At 61.1% G+C, this 13479-nt stretch carries 14 protein-coding genes; 10 read left to right on the forward strand and 4 right to left on the reverse strand.

The window, feature by feature from the left end:
* Nucleotides 1-101: 101 nt before the first annotated feature.
* Nucleotides 102-1130, forward strand: coding sequence for a deoxyribose-phosphate aldolase (gene deoC / locus AB8B31_RS11595; RefSeq protein WP_018242321.1), 1029 nt, complete (start codon nucleotides 102-104; stop codon nucleotides 1128-1130).
* Nucleotides 1131-1135: 5 nt separating this feature from the next.
* Nucleotides 1136-3523: an aldehyde dehydrogenase family protein gene (locus AB8B31_RS11600; RefSeq protein WP_018242322.1), complete on the forward strand. Its 2388-nt coding sequence runs from the start codon at nucleotides 1136-1138 to the stop codon at nucleotides 3521-3523.
* Between the two features lie 48 nt (nucleotides 3524-3571).
* Here the strand turns inward: AB8B31_RS11600 and AB8B31_RS11605 are convergent, their stop codons facing one another.
* Nucleotides 3572-5752: an OmpA family protein gene (locus AB8B31_RS11605; protein ID WP_018242323.1), complete on the reverse strand. Its 2181-nt coding sequence runs from the start codon at nucleotides 5750-5752 to the stop codon at nucleotides 3572-3574.
* A gap of 331 nt (nucleotides 5753-6083) precedes the next feature.
* Between AB8B31_RS11605 and AB8B31_RS11610 the strand changes: the two genes are divergently transcribed.
* The 4 genes from AB8B31_RS11610 (at nucleotide 6084) to AB8B31_RS11625 (ending at nucleotide 9091) form a co-directional block, all read left to right on the forward strand.
* A complete protein-coding gene (locus AB8B31_RS11610; protein ID WP_018242324.1) occupies nucleotides 6084-6857 on the forward strand; it encodes a transporter substrate-binding domain-containing protein in 774 nt (257 codons plus the stop codon).
* 113 nt (nucleotides 6858-6970) lie between these two features.
* Entirely contained in the window at nucleotides 6971-7777 is an 807-nt protein-coding gene (locus AB8B31_RS11615) for an ABC transporter permease (protein ID WP_028733054.1), read from the forward strand.
* Complete coding sequence (locus AB8B31_RS11620) at nucleotides 7774-8604, forward strand: ABC transporter permease (protein ID WP_018446398.1); 831 nt, start codon at nucleotides 7774-7776, stop codon at nucleotides 8602-8604. The genes AB8B31_RS11615 and AB8B31_RS11620 overlap by 4 nt, the downstream gene beginning before the upstream one ends.
* Before the next feature lie 220 nt (nucleotides 8605-8824).
* Entirely contained in the window at nucleotides 8825-9091 is a 267-nt protein-coding gene (locus AB8B31_RS11625; RefSeq protein WP_018242327.1) for an usg protein, read from the forward strand.
* A 60-nt stretch (nucleotides 9092-9151) separates the two neighbouring features.
* Here the strand turns inward: AB8B31_RS11625 and AB8B31_RS11630 are convergent, their stop codons facing one another.
* On the reverse strand, nucleotides 9152-9874 hold the full coding sequence (locus AB8B31_RS11630; protein ID WP_026230663.1) for a DUF2270 domain-containing protein: 723 nt from the start codon (nucleotides 9872-9874) through the stop codon (nucleotides 9152-9154).
* 115 nt (nucleotides 9875-9989) lie between these two features.
* Between AB8B31_RS11630 and AB8B31_RS11635 the strand changes: the two genes are divergently transcribed.
* The 4 genes from AB8B31_RS11635 (at nucleotide 9990) to AB8B31_RS11650 (ending at nucleotide 12435) form a co-directional block, all read left to right on the forward strand.
* Entirely contained in the window at nucleotides 9990-10808 is an 819-nt protein-coding gene (locus tag AB8B31_RS11635) for a class I SAM-dependent DNA methyltransferase (protein WP_018446400.1), read from the forward strand.
* A 129-nt stretch (nucleotides 10809-10937) separates the two neighbouring features.
* Nucleotides 10938-11624: a glutathione S-transferase family protein gene (locus AB8B31_RS11640; RefSeq protein ID WP_018446401.1), complete on the forward strand. Its 687-nt coding sequence runs from the start codon at nucleotides 10938-10940 to the stop codon at nucleotides 11622-11624.
* Entirely contained in the window at nucleotides 11621-11962 is a 342-nt protein-coding gene (locus AB8B31_RS11645) for an ArsR/SmtB family transcription factor (RefSeq protein ID WP_028733055.1), read from the forward strand. The genes AB8B31_RS11640 and AB8B31_RS11645 overlap by 4 nt, the downstream gene beginning before the upstream one ends.
* Entirely contained in the window at nucleotides 11959-12435 is a 477-nt protein-coding gene (locus AB8B31_RS11650) for an SRPBCC family protein (RefSeq protein WP_028733056.1), read from the forward strand. The genes AB8B31_RS11645 and AB8B31_RS11650 overlap by 4 nt, the downstream gene beginning before the upstream one ends.
* 55 nt (nucleotides 12436-12490) lie before the next feature.
* Here AB8B31_RS11650 and AB8B31_RS11655 read toward each other — a convergent pair whose 3' ends face one another.
* Nucleotides 12491-12958: a DUF1801 domain-containing protein gene (locus AB8B31_RS11655; RefSeq protein ID WP_018446403.1), complete on the reverse strand. Its 468-nt coding sequence runs from the start codon at nucleotides 12956-12958 to the stop codon at nucleotides 12491-12493.
* 46 nt (nucleotides 12959-13004) lie between these two features.
* The gene (locus AB8B31_RS11660) at nucleotides 13005-13475 is read right to left on the reverse strand and encodes a DUF1801 domain-containing protein (protein ID WP_018446404.1); all 471 of its coding nucleotides are present in this window, start codon (nucleotides 13473-13475) and stop codon (nucleotides 13005-13007) included.
* Nucleotides 13476-13479: the final 4 nt, after the last annotated feature.

The raw sequence follows: 13479 nt of genomic DNA on the forward strand, positions 1-13479 counted from the left end.
CAATGAAAAGAAAATCACATTAGAGCCAGTTGTGAAGCTTCCGCTGCGTGCATCTGCACGGATGCAACAAGACCTTCACGCTCTGACCGGGAGGATTCTATTTGGAAACCGTTGCTGTTCACAATGCGGCAAACGCGACGCATCATGGAGCCCCTTCGCGATCGCCGGACGGCACCCATAACCGGCCGCGCAATACCGGTATGGAACTCGATCTGTCGTGGGTGCTTGACACCCGGGTCAACCTGTCTGCCACCGAGCGCCGCATAGCCTCGCTTCCCGGACGCCGCACCGTCAAAAAGGACGCACAGGCAGCTTGGCTCCTGAAGGCGGTGACCTGCATCGATCTGACGACATTGAACGGCGACGATACCCCCGAGCGCGTCAAACGGTTGTGCGCGAAGGCGATGAATCCGATACGCGCCGACATTCTGGATTTGCTTGGCATGAGCGGCCGTTCGATCACCACCGGCGCCATCTGCGTCTACCATCGTTTTGTCGCAACGGCCGTCGAGGCGCTTGGAGATTCCGGCATTCCGGTCGCCGCGGTTTCGACCGGGTTCCCTGCCGGTCTCAGCCCGCACCACCTCAAGGTCAAGGAAATCGAGGCGTCGGTTGCCGATGGCGCGAAAGAAATCGACATCGTCATCACCCGCGAGCATGTGCTGACCGGCAACTGGACAGCACTCTACGAGGAAATGCAAGAATATCGCGCCGCCTGCGGTAATGCGCATGTCAAGGCCATTCTAGCGACCGGCGACCTGAAGACGCTCCGCAATGTCGCCAAGGCCTCGCTGGTCTGCATGATGGCGGGAGCCGATTTCATCAAAACCTCAACCGGCAAGGAAGGCGTCAATGCGACGCTGGCCGTGACATTGACCATGCTGCGGGCGATCCGCGCCTATCAGGAGCGCACCGGCATCAAGATCGGCTACAAGCCGGCCGGTGGCATTTCCGCGGCGAAGGACGTGTTGAACTACCAGTTCCTGATGAAGGACGAACTGGGGCGCGAATGGCTGGAGTCTGATCTCTTCCGCATCGGTGCATCGAGCTTGCTTGCGGATATCGAGCGGCAGCTGGAGCATCACGTCACCGGTGCCTATTCGGCCCTCAACAGACACCCGATTGGATGATCCAGATGACTGTTGCAAAGTATTTCGACGAAATGTCCTACGGCCCTGCCCCTGAATCCGATATCGAAGCTCGCGACTGGCTAGCGCGCCACGCTTCCGGTTTCGGTCACTTCATCAATGGCGCGTTCGTGGCCTCCGCGTCGGGCAAGAACTTCGACACGTTCGAGCCGGCCACCGGCAAGGTCCTGGCGAAGCTCGCGATCGGCGGCGCGGCGGATGTAGACAATGCGGTTGCTGCGGCCCGCAAGGCACAGGCGTCATGGGCGCGCCTGCCGGGCCACGCGCGGGCGCGCCATCTCTATGCGCTTGCCCGGATGATCCAGCGCCATGCGCGTCTGATTGCTGTGGTCGAGGCTATCGACAACGGCAAGCCGATCCGCGAGACCCGCGATCTCGACGTGCCGCTGGCAGCTCGTCATTTCTATCATCACGCCGGATGGGCGCAAATCCAGGACACGGAATTTGCCGATCATGTGCCGGTGGGCGTCATCGGCCAGATCATCCCGTGGAATTTCCCATTCCTGATGCTGGCCTGGAAAGTGGCGCCGGCTTTGGCGCTCGGCAACGCCGTCATCCTGAAGCCTGCCGAATACACGTCGCTGACGGCGCTTCTCTTTGCCGAACTGGCATCCGCAGCGGGCCTTCCGCAGGGTGTGCTCAATATCGTGACGGGAGAAGGCGAAACAGGCGCGCTGCTCGTCGGGCATGAGGATATCGACAAAATTGCCTTTACCGGATCGACCGAAGTCGGGCGCGTTATTCGCGAGCGTACCGCGGGTAGCGGCAAATCGTTGACGCTGGAACTCGGCGGCAAGTCACCTTTCGTCGTTTTTGACGACGCCGATATTGACGGCGCCGTGGAAGGCGTCGTCGATGCGATCTGGTTCAACCAGGGACAGGTCTGCTGCGCCGGCTCGCGGCTACTGGTCCAGGAAGGCATTGCCGATCTTTTCCATGAGCGGCTGAAGCGCCGCATGCAGACATTGCGGGTCGGTCAGCCTTTGGACAAGTGCATCGATATGGGTGCGATCATCGCGCCCGTGCAGTTGACGCGTATTGAAGCGCTGGTGAAAAAGGGAGTTTCAGAAGGCGCGACACTGCATCAGGCTAAGATCGACCTGCCGAAGGGCGGCAGCTTCTACCCGCCGACGCTTCTCAGCGGCGTGCAGCCGACATCAATCGTCGCGACCGAGGAAATCTTCGGGCCGGTTGCGGTCTCCATGACTTTCCGCACACCGGAAGAGGCTATCCAGCTTGCCAATCACACCCGCTACGGCCTCGCCGCCAGCGTCTGGAGCGAGACGATCGGCTTGGCGTTGAACGTTGCGGCAAAGCTCGCAGCCGGCGTGGTCTGGGTGAATGCCACCAATCTTTTCGATGCCGCCGTCGGTTTTGGCGGCAAGCGCGAATCCGGATTCGGCCGCGAAGGCGGACGGGAAGGTTGCTACGAATATCTGAAGCCGAAGGCTTGGGTCGGCCGCAAGGCGCGAGCAGCAATGCCCGCCCTTTCGCAGGTGAAGCCGGTTGCCGGCGATTTTGCCCTGCCCAGTATCGACCGGACGGCAAAGCTCTTCATCGGTGGCAAGCAGGCGCGCCCGGACGGCAATTATTCCCGTGTCATCACCTCCCCCAAGGGCAAGGCGATCGGTGAGGTCGGCGAAGGCAACCGCAAGGACATCCGCAATGCAGTGGTTGCCGCACAGGCCGCCTCCGCCTGGTCGAATGCGACCACGCATAACCGCGCCCAGATTCTCTACTACATCGCCGAGAACCTCAGTGGTCGCGCCGACGAGTTCGCCTCACGGATAACAGCGATGACCGGAGCTTCCGCCGCCAATGCAAACGCCGAGGTCGACGCCGCGATTTCGCGTCTCTTCACCTACGCAGCCTGGGCGGACAAATATGAAGGCAGCATTCACCAGCCGCCGCTTCGCGGCGTAGCTCTGGCCGTGCCGGAAGCCATCGGCGTCGTTGGCGTCATATGCCCGCCGGAAGCGCCGCTGCTCGGCTTTATCAGTCTGGTTGCGCCGTTGATTGCCACCGGTAATCGTGTCGTCGCGGTGCCGAGCGAGCCCTTCCCGCTTTCGGCCACGGATTTCTATTCCGTTCTGGAAACGTCGGATGTGCCTGCCGGTGTCGTCAATATCGTCACCGGGTCGGCGATCGAATTGGCAAAGATCCTTGCCGCGCACAATGACGTTGATGCGTTGTGGGCATTCGGCTCCGCGGAACTTTCGACGACAGTGGAGAAGCTGTCTTCGGGCAATCTCAAGCGAACCTTCGTGGACAATGGCAAGGCGACGGACTGGATGGACAGAGCCGCTGCCGAAGGCGCGCAATACCTTCGCCGCGCAGTGGATGTGAAGAATATCTGGATCCCCTACGGAGAATAAGGGCACCGGAATGCCCCTCCCGAAGAATGGAGAGGGGCACCCATAGCATCACTTGTTGGCAGCGACCGGGCGGACCAGTGCCGTGACGCGGCGGATGGTGACGCGGCGGTTTTCCTGCTCAGGGGCCGACGTGTTGACCTTGAGGTAGTGCTCACCATAACCCTGCGTCGCAAGGTTCTCCGGCGCGATGCCGTAGACGTCGGTGAGCACGTTGGCGACGGATTCCGCCCGCTGGTCGGAGAGGATGAGGTTACTCTGGTCTGAGCCGACAGCATCCGTATGACCCTCGATCAGGAAGGTCTCGCTCGGATCCTTCTCGAGCACCTGGCTGATCGCATCGGCGACCTTGCGCAACGTGCGCGCCTGGGTCATCGGAATGTCCGCGCTACCAGTCGCGAAGGTGATCGTGTCGAGGTCGATGCGGCGCACCTTGTCGCGGATACGAGCCGAATACTTCACCTCATCCAGCGAATAGACGCGTTCCACCGGCTCGACCGGCGGCTCGCTCAGGAACTCGTAATAGTCCCGGTTCGGGTCGCTGCGGGTGTCGATGATGTAGTCGCTGAGCGGTACGCGCAGCCGCATCGGCGGCAGGTCGGCGCCCGGATCCTCGAAATAGTCGCGGTCCGGATCGTCATAGAGGTCCTGCGAATAATAGAGCACGTCCTCGCGCCCGCGGGCATCGACACGCGACCGCTGGATGATGTCGCCATAGCGGTTGCGGATCGTCACGATGCGATAGCCTTCCGGCCGCGTGATCGTCTCGCGGTAGCGGTCACCCGAAAGCTCCTCGTAGCTCGGCCGCTCGCCGTCGCGCAAGAAGCGCCTGTCGTCGTCGCCGCGCACGATCGTCCTGTTGTCGTACTGGATGATCACACGGCTGTCGTCGCCACGGTCGTCGAAGCGCGCGCCATCGGGACGGACGAATTGCGGCCGCTCATCGAGCTTCCTGCCCTTCTCGCGGGTCACCGCCTCGAGCTTTACCGGCGCCGTCGCCTGGCCGCCGGTGGCAGCCTGCGCATCGGCATCTGAGGTCGGCACCTTCACTTCCTGGCTGTCGGCGCGCTGCCTGTCGCGGTCGCGGCGGCCTTCGCGGCCCTTGCTGCGGTCGGCATCCTTGTCGCTGTCGAGCACGGCTGCGCCGTTCTCGACCGGCAGCACGACGGTTTCGTTGCTCTTGGCCGGATCTGCGGCGATCTTCTTGCGGCGCTCCAGCTCCTCGGGAGAAGCCTTTTCCGGTGCTGGAATGGCCTGCTCCACCTGCTGGCCGCCGCTGGCATCCGGTTGCGGCTGAGCAGTGTCAGTGGCGGGCGCGGCTGGCTGTGCGCCGGCGGGCTGTTCACCGGCGGGCTTTGCCGCCGTACCATCCTTGGGCTTTTCGGCCGGCGCAGCTTCCGGGGCCGCTGCCTTATCTTCGGTCGTCTTAGCCGCAGGGGCATTTTCTGCAGGTGCTGCAGTCTCACCCTTTGGCTTCTGCTTGGCAGGCGCCTCTGCTGCGGGTTTCACCTCTGGCTTGGCTTCGGGCTTGGCCTGTTCTTCGGTCGGTGTCACCGCCTCGGGAGCGGCAGTCTCAGCCTTGCCCTTGCCCTTGCCTTTATCTTTGCCTTGGGCCTTATCCTGCCCCTTCTCCCGCTTGCCGCCTTCCGGCTTGGCTTCAGGTTGTGCCTGTTCCGTTTCCGGCTGAGCTTCCTTTGCTGCCGGCTGCTGTTCGGGCTGCGGCTGAGCCTCCGGCTCGGCCTGCTGCGTCTCCTGCTTCTTCGGCTTCTTCGGCTTTTCCTGCGTTACCGGCTGCTCTTCCTGCTGCGGCGCGGCCTCCGGCTGGGCCTGCTGTTTGGCTTTCCGCTCGGGCTTGCTTTCAGGCTGCTCCGCGGGCACCTCCTTCGGTGCCTCCGCCTTCGGCGCTTCCGGCTCTGCCTTGGGTTCAGGCGCTTCCTTCCGCTCGGCCTTCGGCTTTTCGGCAGGCGCTTCCTGCTGCGCCGGCTTCTCGGCGGCCGGCGCCTGTTCGGCCGGGGCTTCCCCCTGTTCCTTGTGCTTTTTCTTCTTCAGCAACTCCTCCTCGGAAGGCGCATCCTGCGCCACCTCGAAGCTGCCCGGCTCGACCTGCCGCACGGCCGCAGCCTGCGTCGCAACGTCGCGTACGGCCGCCATCGCCGATGCCGGCTGCAGCGCCAGCGAAAGAGAAAGCAGCGGAAAAGTCGCGCTCGCGAACAATCTTGATTTCATGCCCATCGGGTTTCCTCGATCCTGTTTGAGCTTCTTGAAGGCCGCAAGGCCCTGGTTCCGCCCCTAGCTTCGCATTGAGGCGAAACGGCGGAATGGCAATCGCCGAGCCGCCGATTTGTTCCGGTTCTAGGGAGGTCGGGATTAACCTCGCGTGAATGTTGCAGTCTGCCGACGTTCATCTCGCCCGCTATTTGCACCGCCCAATTGCGGTGGGATTTGTGTTGCAATTCTATCAAAAAAAGTCTGATTATCGCCGCAAGGCGGTCTCAGCACCGTTGAACTGCGGCCGTCAGCCCAAGAGAAAAAGGAGCGGCGGCTACCAACAGAGAGGATCCTCATGCTTAATCCTACCCGTATTTTCGCGGCAGCCTCGATCGCGGCGATGTCCCTTTTTGCCGGCTCGGCCATGGCCGATGGCGAGAAATATGTGATCGGCACCGATTCGACCTATCCGCCCTTCGAATTCGTTGATGCCAGTGGCACAATCCAGGGCTTCGACATCGACATCACCAAGGCGCTCTGCGCTGAAATGAAGGCCGAATGCTCCTTCGTCAGCACCGACTGGGACGGCATCATCCCGGCGCTCAACGCCAAGAAATTCGACATGATCGTTTCCTCCATGTCGATCACGCCGGAGCGCCTGAAGCTCGTCGACTTCTCCAACAAGTATTACAACACCCCGCCGGCCATTGCCGTGCCGAAGGATTCGACGATCACGGATGTCGCCGGCCTCAAGGGCAAGGTGATCGGCGCGCAGACCTCCACGACGCATGCCAACTATGCGGAGAAACATCTCGCCGACACTGAGCTGAAGCTCTATCCGACCGCTGACGAATACAAGCTTGACGTTGCCAGCGGCCGCGTCGACGCCGTCATCGACGACGTCGTCGTTCTCTCCGAATGGGTGAAGTCCGACGCTGGCGCCTGCTGCAAGATTCTGACGACCCTGCCGGTCGACAAGGAAATCAACGGCAACGGCGCAGGCATTGCCATCCGCAAGGGCGACCCGCTGAAGGAAAAGCTGAACACGGCGATCGCTGCGATCCGCGCCAGCGGCGAATACAAGAAGATCCAGGACAAGTACTTCGACTTCGACGTTTACGGCGAATAAGAAATTCGTTATCTGGCCGATGAAGGTAATGGCGGAAGGCTTGCTCTTCCGCCATTTTTGTTTGACAAAGATGGCAAGATTAAAACGGCAAAAGCCGTGAGGGGAATTCTCGCATGGGCGGATTATTTTCCGCGCTGGGCTCCTTCTGGAGCTGGATTGTGCACATCTTCGATCCGCTGTGCGGACCCGTTGGCATCTTCACTTGGCTGGCGCCGTCGACAATTCTTAGCTGTGGTGATACCGGTTGGGGCGACGAGATCGCGCTTGGCCTGCAGATCACCGTTTCGGTGGCGATCGTCACCCTGCCGATTGGCCTTGCCATCGGTTTCCTGGTGGCGCTCGGTCAGCAGTCGGAGGAGAAGCCGCTGCGGCTGGCGGCCGGCATCTACACGACGATCTTCCGCGGTCTGCCGGAGCTTCTGACGCTCTTCATCATCTATTACGGCATGCAGATGCTCATTCAGTCTCTGCTGACCTTCGTCGGCTATGACGGGCCGCCGGTCGAGATCAATGCCTTCCTCGCCGGTGTCATCGCGCTTTCGGTCGTCTTCTCGGCCTACTGTTCGGAAGTGCTGCTCTCGGCCTTCCGCGCCATCCCCAAGGGACAATATGAGGCGGGAGACGCACTTGGCCTGCATCGCGGCCGCACGCTGCGCCTGGTCATCCTGCCGCAACTCGTGCGCATCGCGCTGCCGGGCCTGACGAACCTCTGGATGGTGCTGCTGAAAGACACCTCCTACGTCTCGATCATCAGCCTTGCCGATATCCTTCGCCAGACGAGTGTCGCCGTGCGCGTGACCAAGGAACCCTTCTTCTTCTATGGCCTGGCCTGTTGCCTCTATCTGGTGCTCGCCATCCTCTCTTCCTTCCTGCTCGTCTATGTCGAGCGTTGGGCCAAGCGTTCGGAGATCAGTCGATGAGCTATGCCGAAACGCTGATCCCACCGCAGCCCGCGCCCCGCGAGGTGATGAAGCCGATGACGCCGGCGCGCATGGCCGGCTATATCTTCGTCGCCGTCTGGGCTCTGCTCGCAGCGCTTCTTGTCTTTTCCGTCGTCAATGGCTGGGATCCGGAAAAATTCACCCGTTACGGGCCGCGCTACCTCCATGGTCTCTGGATAACGCTGAGCCTCGTTTTCATTTCCGTCATCTGCGGCGCCATCCTGTCGCTGCCGCTTGCCGTGGCGCGCATGTCGAAGAACCGGGTACTGAATGCGCTGGCCTACGGCTACATCTATTTCTTCCGCGGCACGCCGCTGCTTGCCCAACTGTTCCTGGTCTATTACGGCCTCGGCATATTCCGGCCGCAGCTTGAGGCCGTCGGCATCTGGTGGTTCTTCCGCGATGCCTGGTATTGCGGCCTCTTTGCCATGACCATCAATACCGCGGCCTACCAGGCGGAAATCCTGCGCGGCGCGATCGAAAGCGTGTCGCATGGCCAGCACGAGGCGGCCGCCGCACTCGGCATCCACAAGTTCATCGCTTTCCGCAAAATCATCCTGCCACAGGCTCTCATCGTCGCACTTCGTCCTTATGGCAACGAGATCATCCTTCTGATCAAGGGCTCGGCGGTCGTCGCCATCATCACTGTGCTCGACCTGATGGGCGAGACCCGCTACGCCTTCTCCCGCACCTTCGACTACCAGACCTATCTCTGGGCGGCGATCTTCTATCTCGTCATCGTCGAGGCCTTACGCCATCTCTGGGCCTGGATCGAACGCCGCCTGACCCGGCATCTCAAGCGCTGATGCGTGACGCCGAAACGCGTGTCGCAGTTTTGGGATAACGGCATGCATGCGACAAAGCCGACTTGGCAGCACTCTCGGCACGATGCTGCCAAGTCATTGATATAAAAAATAAATTGTCCTTTTATGAAGTATCTGTAAAGATTTCATTAACCACTCGCATGCTTCCATATCACGTAGCGCTAATAAGCGCGCGAGTGGGAACAAGAAGAAGTGGAATGCGATGCACAAGGACATGGAAAAACAATTGCAGGGCTACGGTCTGACGACCGCCCAGATCCTCTACCACCTGCCGGACCACCCGGCGATCCTGCAGACCTATGTCTGGCAGGACTACGACCTCGCCCCCGATTTTCCCGAAATGCGCGGCTTCCTGAAATTCTGGGAAGAGAAGCTCGACGGGCCGCTGCATTCGGTGCGCTACATCCACCGCAAGCTGATCTCGGCAACCGAGTGGCGGGCGCTGAAGGGCGAGTTCATCCTGCACTGATCGGCTCTGCAGCAGGATGCCGAAAAGTGTGAGCGGTTCGGGCGGCATGTTCTGGCCGCGTCAGACATGCGCCTCGCCATGGCCGAATTCGCCTTCGTCGCGATCCGGGCGAAGCGCGAAACCGAGCATGCCGAGATAGAAGGCGACGACAATGGCAATGACCGCAAGGCCGGGAACCGGCCCGAGCACGGCATTGTCGATGACATAGGCCCATGACTGCGCCTGCAGCGCCGGCATGCCCTCCGTCTGCAGTTTCGGCGTCGAGATCTTCAGGCACCAGGCGAGCAACAGGATGAAATACATCCAGCCGTAATTGCGTTTGAGCCGGCGGTGCATCGCCTCCTGATAGCTGAGCAGGAAGCGCGGTTTGCGCAGGCTGCGGGCGACCACCATCGCCCATTCGCCGCCGGCCCCGGCCTCCGGCGCCAGAATCTCGGCGAAATAGCAGCGCTCGATCTGGCGAATGCGGGCGCGGTAGATATCGAAGAAGCGGTAGCGCCGCGCCTCGATCATCAGCAGCAGCGTCACCAGCATCATCCCGAACAGCAGCACTCCGTGATGCGAAGTCGGCGTCGACAGCGAGACCGAAAGCAGTGCTGCGACCACGGTGATCGCCCAGTTGGAGGTCCGGTCGATGCGGTCGCGCCAACTTGTCATCCGTCCGAGTTCACCGCGGTAATAATGAATGAGCGTGTTGGTAACCTCGCTTGGAGTACTTGGCAGCAAAGGCCGTGCGTCCTCTCCTTCCCGTACCAATGACGTCCTGTCTTCCTCCATTTTCATGGCTCGTTCCTCCCTTCGTCTTCTTTTCGGCCATTCTGCGCCCGCAAGCGCACCATTGCAAAACATCGAAAGCCGCCTTAGACGCATGCCTGAAACAAAAGGACGATGGACTGCGATGGCAAAGAAGATCGACGAAGAAGCCCTTGGCGAGGCCTATAACCGCGCGCTGGCGCTGGAAAAGGCCGGTGATGTCGACGCGGCCGTTGCAGCCTATGAGGAAGTCCTGGCAATCGATCCCGACGATCACGGCGGTGCGGCCGTGCGCATTGCCGCGATGGGCCGCGGCGAAACGCCGGTCAAGGCGCCCGACGCCTATGTCGAGACCTTGTTCGACCAGCATGCCGAGGTTTTCGAGGACGTGCTCGTCGAGCAGCTCGGCTATCACGTGCCGATGCTGGTGCGCCAGCGCCTGCAGGCGCTGAAGCTCGGACCGTTCAAGCGGCTGCTCGATCTCGGCTGTGGCACAGGCCTCACCGGCGGCGCGCTGCGCGACCTCTGCGCCGATATGACCGGCATCGACATATCGGAGAAGATGGTCGAGATCGCCCATGAGAAGGACCTCTACGAAACGCTCTTCGTCGCCGAGGTCGAGGATTTTCTCGACGACAACGACGAGGAAGCCTTCGACATCATCTCCGCCACCGACGTGCTGCCCTATCTCGGCGCGCTCGAACCGCTATTCTTCGGCGCCGCCGAGAACCTGACACCGGGCGGCCTGTTCATCTTCTCCTCGGAAACCCTGCCCGAGGAAATACTCGCCGGCCGTGCCTATATGGTCGGCCCGCACCAGCGCTTCGCCCATGCCGACGCCTATGTGAGAGAACGCCTGACGGCCACCGGTTTCGAACTCGTCGAGATATCGGATATCAATGTGCGCATGGAAGACGGCCAGCCGACACCAGGCCATCTGGTGATCGCCCGATATATCGGCTGAAGCTAATGCACCTGATATTTGCCTGACGGAATAGTTTCGCAGTTGGCGAAGTATCTGTTGCATGATGCGCCATGACCTGATAGTTAGTCGATCGGTAAAGTTTACCGCAACGATAGGAAAGGTCGCCGCATGTCGCTCGTGCTTTATGGGCATCCGCTCGCCTCCTTCTGCCACAAAGTGCTGATCGCGCTTTATGAAAACGGTACCCCTTTCGAAAATCGCATCGTCGATCTTTCCGACGAAAGCTCGCGCGCCGATCTCTTCCGCTTCTGGCCGATCGGCAAGATGCCACTGCTGCGGGACGAGGCGCGCGACAGCACCATTCCCGAGACATCGATCATCATCGAATATCTTGAGCAATATTATCCGGGGCCTCTTCGCCTGCTGCCGGTGGAGATCGACCGGACGCTGCAAGTCCGCCTTTGGGATCGTTTCTTCGATCATTATGTCCAGGCGCCGATGCAGACGCTGGTTAGCAATCTCCGGCGTCCTGAGGGCACGGCGGACGAAATCGAGGTCACGGCCGCCAAGGCGACGCTTGCCACCGCTTACTCGATGATCGAAAAGCAGCTCGCCGACAAACCCTGGATATCCGGTGACAGCTTCACTATGGCCGATTGCGCCGCCGCCCCCGCGCTCTTCTATGCCGAGACGCTGATCCCCTTCACCGCGGAACAGCCGAACCTTCGCGCCTATTACGATCGGCTGCTGGCGCGCCCGTCCTTTGCAAGGGCACTGGAAGAGGCCCGCCCCTACTTCAAGTTCTACCCCTACAAAGAGAAGCTGCCGGCCCGCTTCCGGGATGCAGCGGGATGATCGACAGCCAGGCGGATCTCGACCGCATGTTTCATGCGCTTTCCGATCGCAGCCGCCGCGGCATGATCGATCGCCTCGGCCGCGGCCCGGCCTCCGTCACCGAACTGGCCGCGCCGCTCGCCGTTGCCCTGCCGACGGTGATGAAACATCTGCAAGTGTTGGAGGAGAGCGGCCTCGTGCTCTCCGAAAAATCCGGCCGGGTGCGAACCTACCGCCTGCAACAGGATGCGCTTGCTGCCGTCGAGCGCTGGGTAGAACAGCGAAAGATCCGCTGGACGAGCACCTTCGACAGGCTGGATCAATTTCTCGCCAATGAAACGGAGAGCCTTCCCGAATGACGACACCATCCGCCGAACACGCCACTCTCGTCATCGAGCGTCACCTGAAGGCGCCAGTCGCTCGCGTCTTCCGCGCCTGGTCGGCGCCGGAGGCCAAACGCCAATGGTTCGCCTGCCACGGCGAGTGGGTGGCGCTGGACTATGGGCTCGATTTCCGCCCCGGCGGCACGGAAAGGAACTACGTCGCCGATACCGACGGCCTTCTGCACGCCTATGATGCCCACTACATCGATATCGTGCCCAATGCCCGCATCATCTATGCCTATGAGATGAAGCTCGGCGAAACCCGCATCTCCGCCTCGCTCACAACCGTCGCCTTCGAAGCCGAACCCGGCGGCACCAGAATGGTCTTCACCGAACAGGTGGTCTTCCTCGACGGCTACGCCGACAACGGCGCCCGCCTCCAGGGCACCGAAATCGGCCTCGACAATCTGGAGCTCTTCCTCGAGCGCGAGGAAAGCCCGATTCACTGACGCATATCGCCAAATCGAGTTCGATGCGACGCGTTTCAGGCGATGTTGCCAAGCATCAAGCGCTGCTTGGTTTTTTTCGGGAGCTGGCGGGGCGAGCCGCAGCCCGCGTTGACGTGTTGAGTGCTGCGGCGGCGCGAACGAGCGTCTTCAACGCCTGCTCGTCAATCTCATCACCTTCGTGGAAATCGATGGCGCGCCTGGTATTGCCGTCAAGGCTGGAGTTGAAGAGGCCTGAAGGGTCCTCCAGCGAAGCGCCTTTGGCGAAGGTCAGCTTCACCACGCTTTTGTAGGTCTCGCCGGTACAGATGATGCCGGCGCGCTCCCACACCGGAACGCCTCTCCACTTCCATTCCTCGATCACATCGGGCTCGGCCTGCCTGATCAGAGTTCGGACCCGAGCGAGCGTCTGGCCTCGCCAATCGCTCAACTCCTCGATTCTCGCATCGATCAAACGAGAAGGAGAGTCTTCGTCCTTCTCTTCGCTGGAGCCGCTCTTCTTCATGGTTGCCGTGGCTTTCTTCATCGATATCGCTCCTCCATCCCTTAAGTGCTGATGACCTGGCGTCCGCTCACATTCGTTCACCGGGCAATTGGCTGGCTTGCTCCACCCAGGCGGCGAGCTGAGCCTCGTCGAGTTGGTCTGCCTCATGGATGTGGAAGTAACGCACTTCCTTTTGTTTGGACTCGCCGGGCGGGATGGGACTGAGCGACTTGCCGCGGAAGAAAGCGAGTTTGATGTAGTTCGCGAAGCAATGGACACCGAGGAACCAGCCCTGCCCTTCTATGCCATAGAGGGGCGAGTTCCATTTGACTGCCTTATGCACATCAGGAACGGTACGGGTGACGAGCGCGTCGAGACGGCGCCCGACATCGCTTTTCCAGCCCGGCATGGCCGCGATATAGGCCTGCACGGGAGCATCTCCGTAACCCTTGACGATCTGCGGATTGCCGCCTGAGAGAAGAACTGGATTTGTGATGGCTGCCTCGGCGGCAGTCTTTTTTGCGACTCTCGCAGAGGTCCTCGACGTCCTGCCAGCCATTCTG

It is taken from the genome of Rhizobium sp. 62_C5_N11_2, assembly GCF_051811185.1.
GTDB classification, from domain to species: Bacteria; Pseudomonadota; Alphaproteobacteria; order Rhizobiales; family Rhizobiaceae; genus Rhizobium; species Rhizobium leguminosarum.

Bases quoted from the DNA above. Each gene is read 5' to 3' on its own strand.
- AB8B31_RS11655 (WP_018446403.1), bottom strand. From the start codon at position 12,958: ATGAAGAAAGCCACGGCAACCATGAAGAAGAGCGGCTCCAGCGAAGAG.
- AB8B31_RS11650 (WP_028733056.1), top strand. From the start codon at position 11,959: ATGACGACACCATCCGCCGAACACGCCACTCTCGTCATCGAGCGTCAC.
- AB8B31_RS11600 (WP_018242322.1), top strand. From the start codon at position 1,136: ATGACTGTTGCAAAGTATTTCGACGAAATGTCCTACGGCCCTGCCCCT.
- AB8B31_RS11615 (WP_028733054.1), top strand. From the start codon at position 6,971: ATGGGCGGATTATTTTCCGCGCTGGGCTCCTTCTGGAGCTGGATTGTG.
- AB8B31_RS11635 (WP_018446400.1), top strand. From the start codon at position 9,990: ATGGCAAAGAAGATCGACGAAGAAGCCCTTGGCGAGGCCTATAACCGC.
- AB8B31_RS11625 (WP_018242327.1), top strand. From the start codon at position 8,825: ATGCACAAGGACATGGAAAAACAATTGCAGGGCTACGGTCTGACGACC.
- AB8B31_RS11630 (WP_026230663.1), bottom strand. From the start codon at position 9,874: ATGAAAATGGAGGAAGACAGGACGTCATTGGTACGGGAAGGAGAGGAC.
- AB8B31_RS11640 (WP_018446401.1), top strand. From the start codon at position 10,938: ATGTCGCTCGTGCTTTATGGGCATCCGCTCGCCTCCTTCTGCCACAAA.
- AB8B31_RS11660 (WP_018446404.1), bottom strand. From the start codon at position 13,475: ATGGCTGGCAGGACGTCGAGGACCTCTGCGAGAGTCGCAAAAAAGACT.
- AB8B31_RS11645 (WP_028733055.1), top strand. From the start codon at position 11,621: ATGATCGACAGCCAGGCGGATCTCGACCGCATGTTTCATGCGCTTTCC.
- AB8B31_RS11620 (WP_018446398.1), top strand. From the start codon at position 7,774: ATGAGCTATGCCGAAACGCTGATCCCACCGCAGCCCGCGCCCCGCGAG.
- AB8B31_RS11605 (WP_018242323.1), bottom strand. From the start codon at position 5,752: ATGGGCATGAAATCAAGATTGTTCGCGAGCGCGACTTTTCCGCTGCTT.
- AB8B31_RS11610 (WP_018242324.1), top strand. From the start codon at position 6,084: ATGCTTAATCCTACCCGTATTTTCGCGGCAGCCTCGATCGCGGCGATG.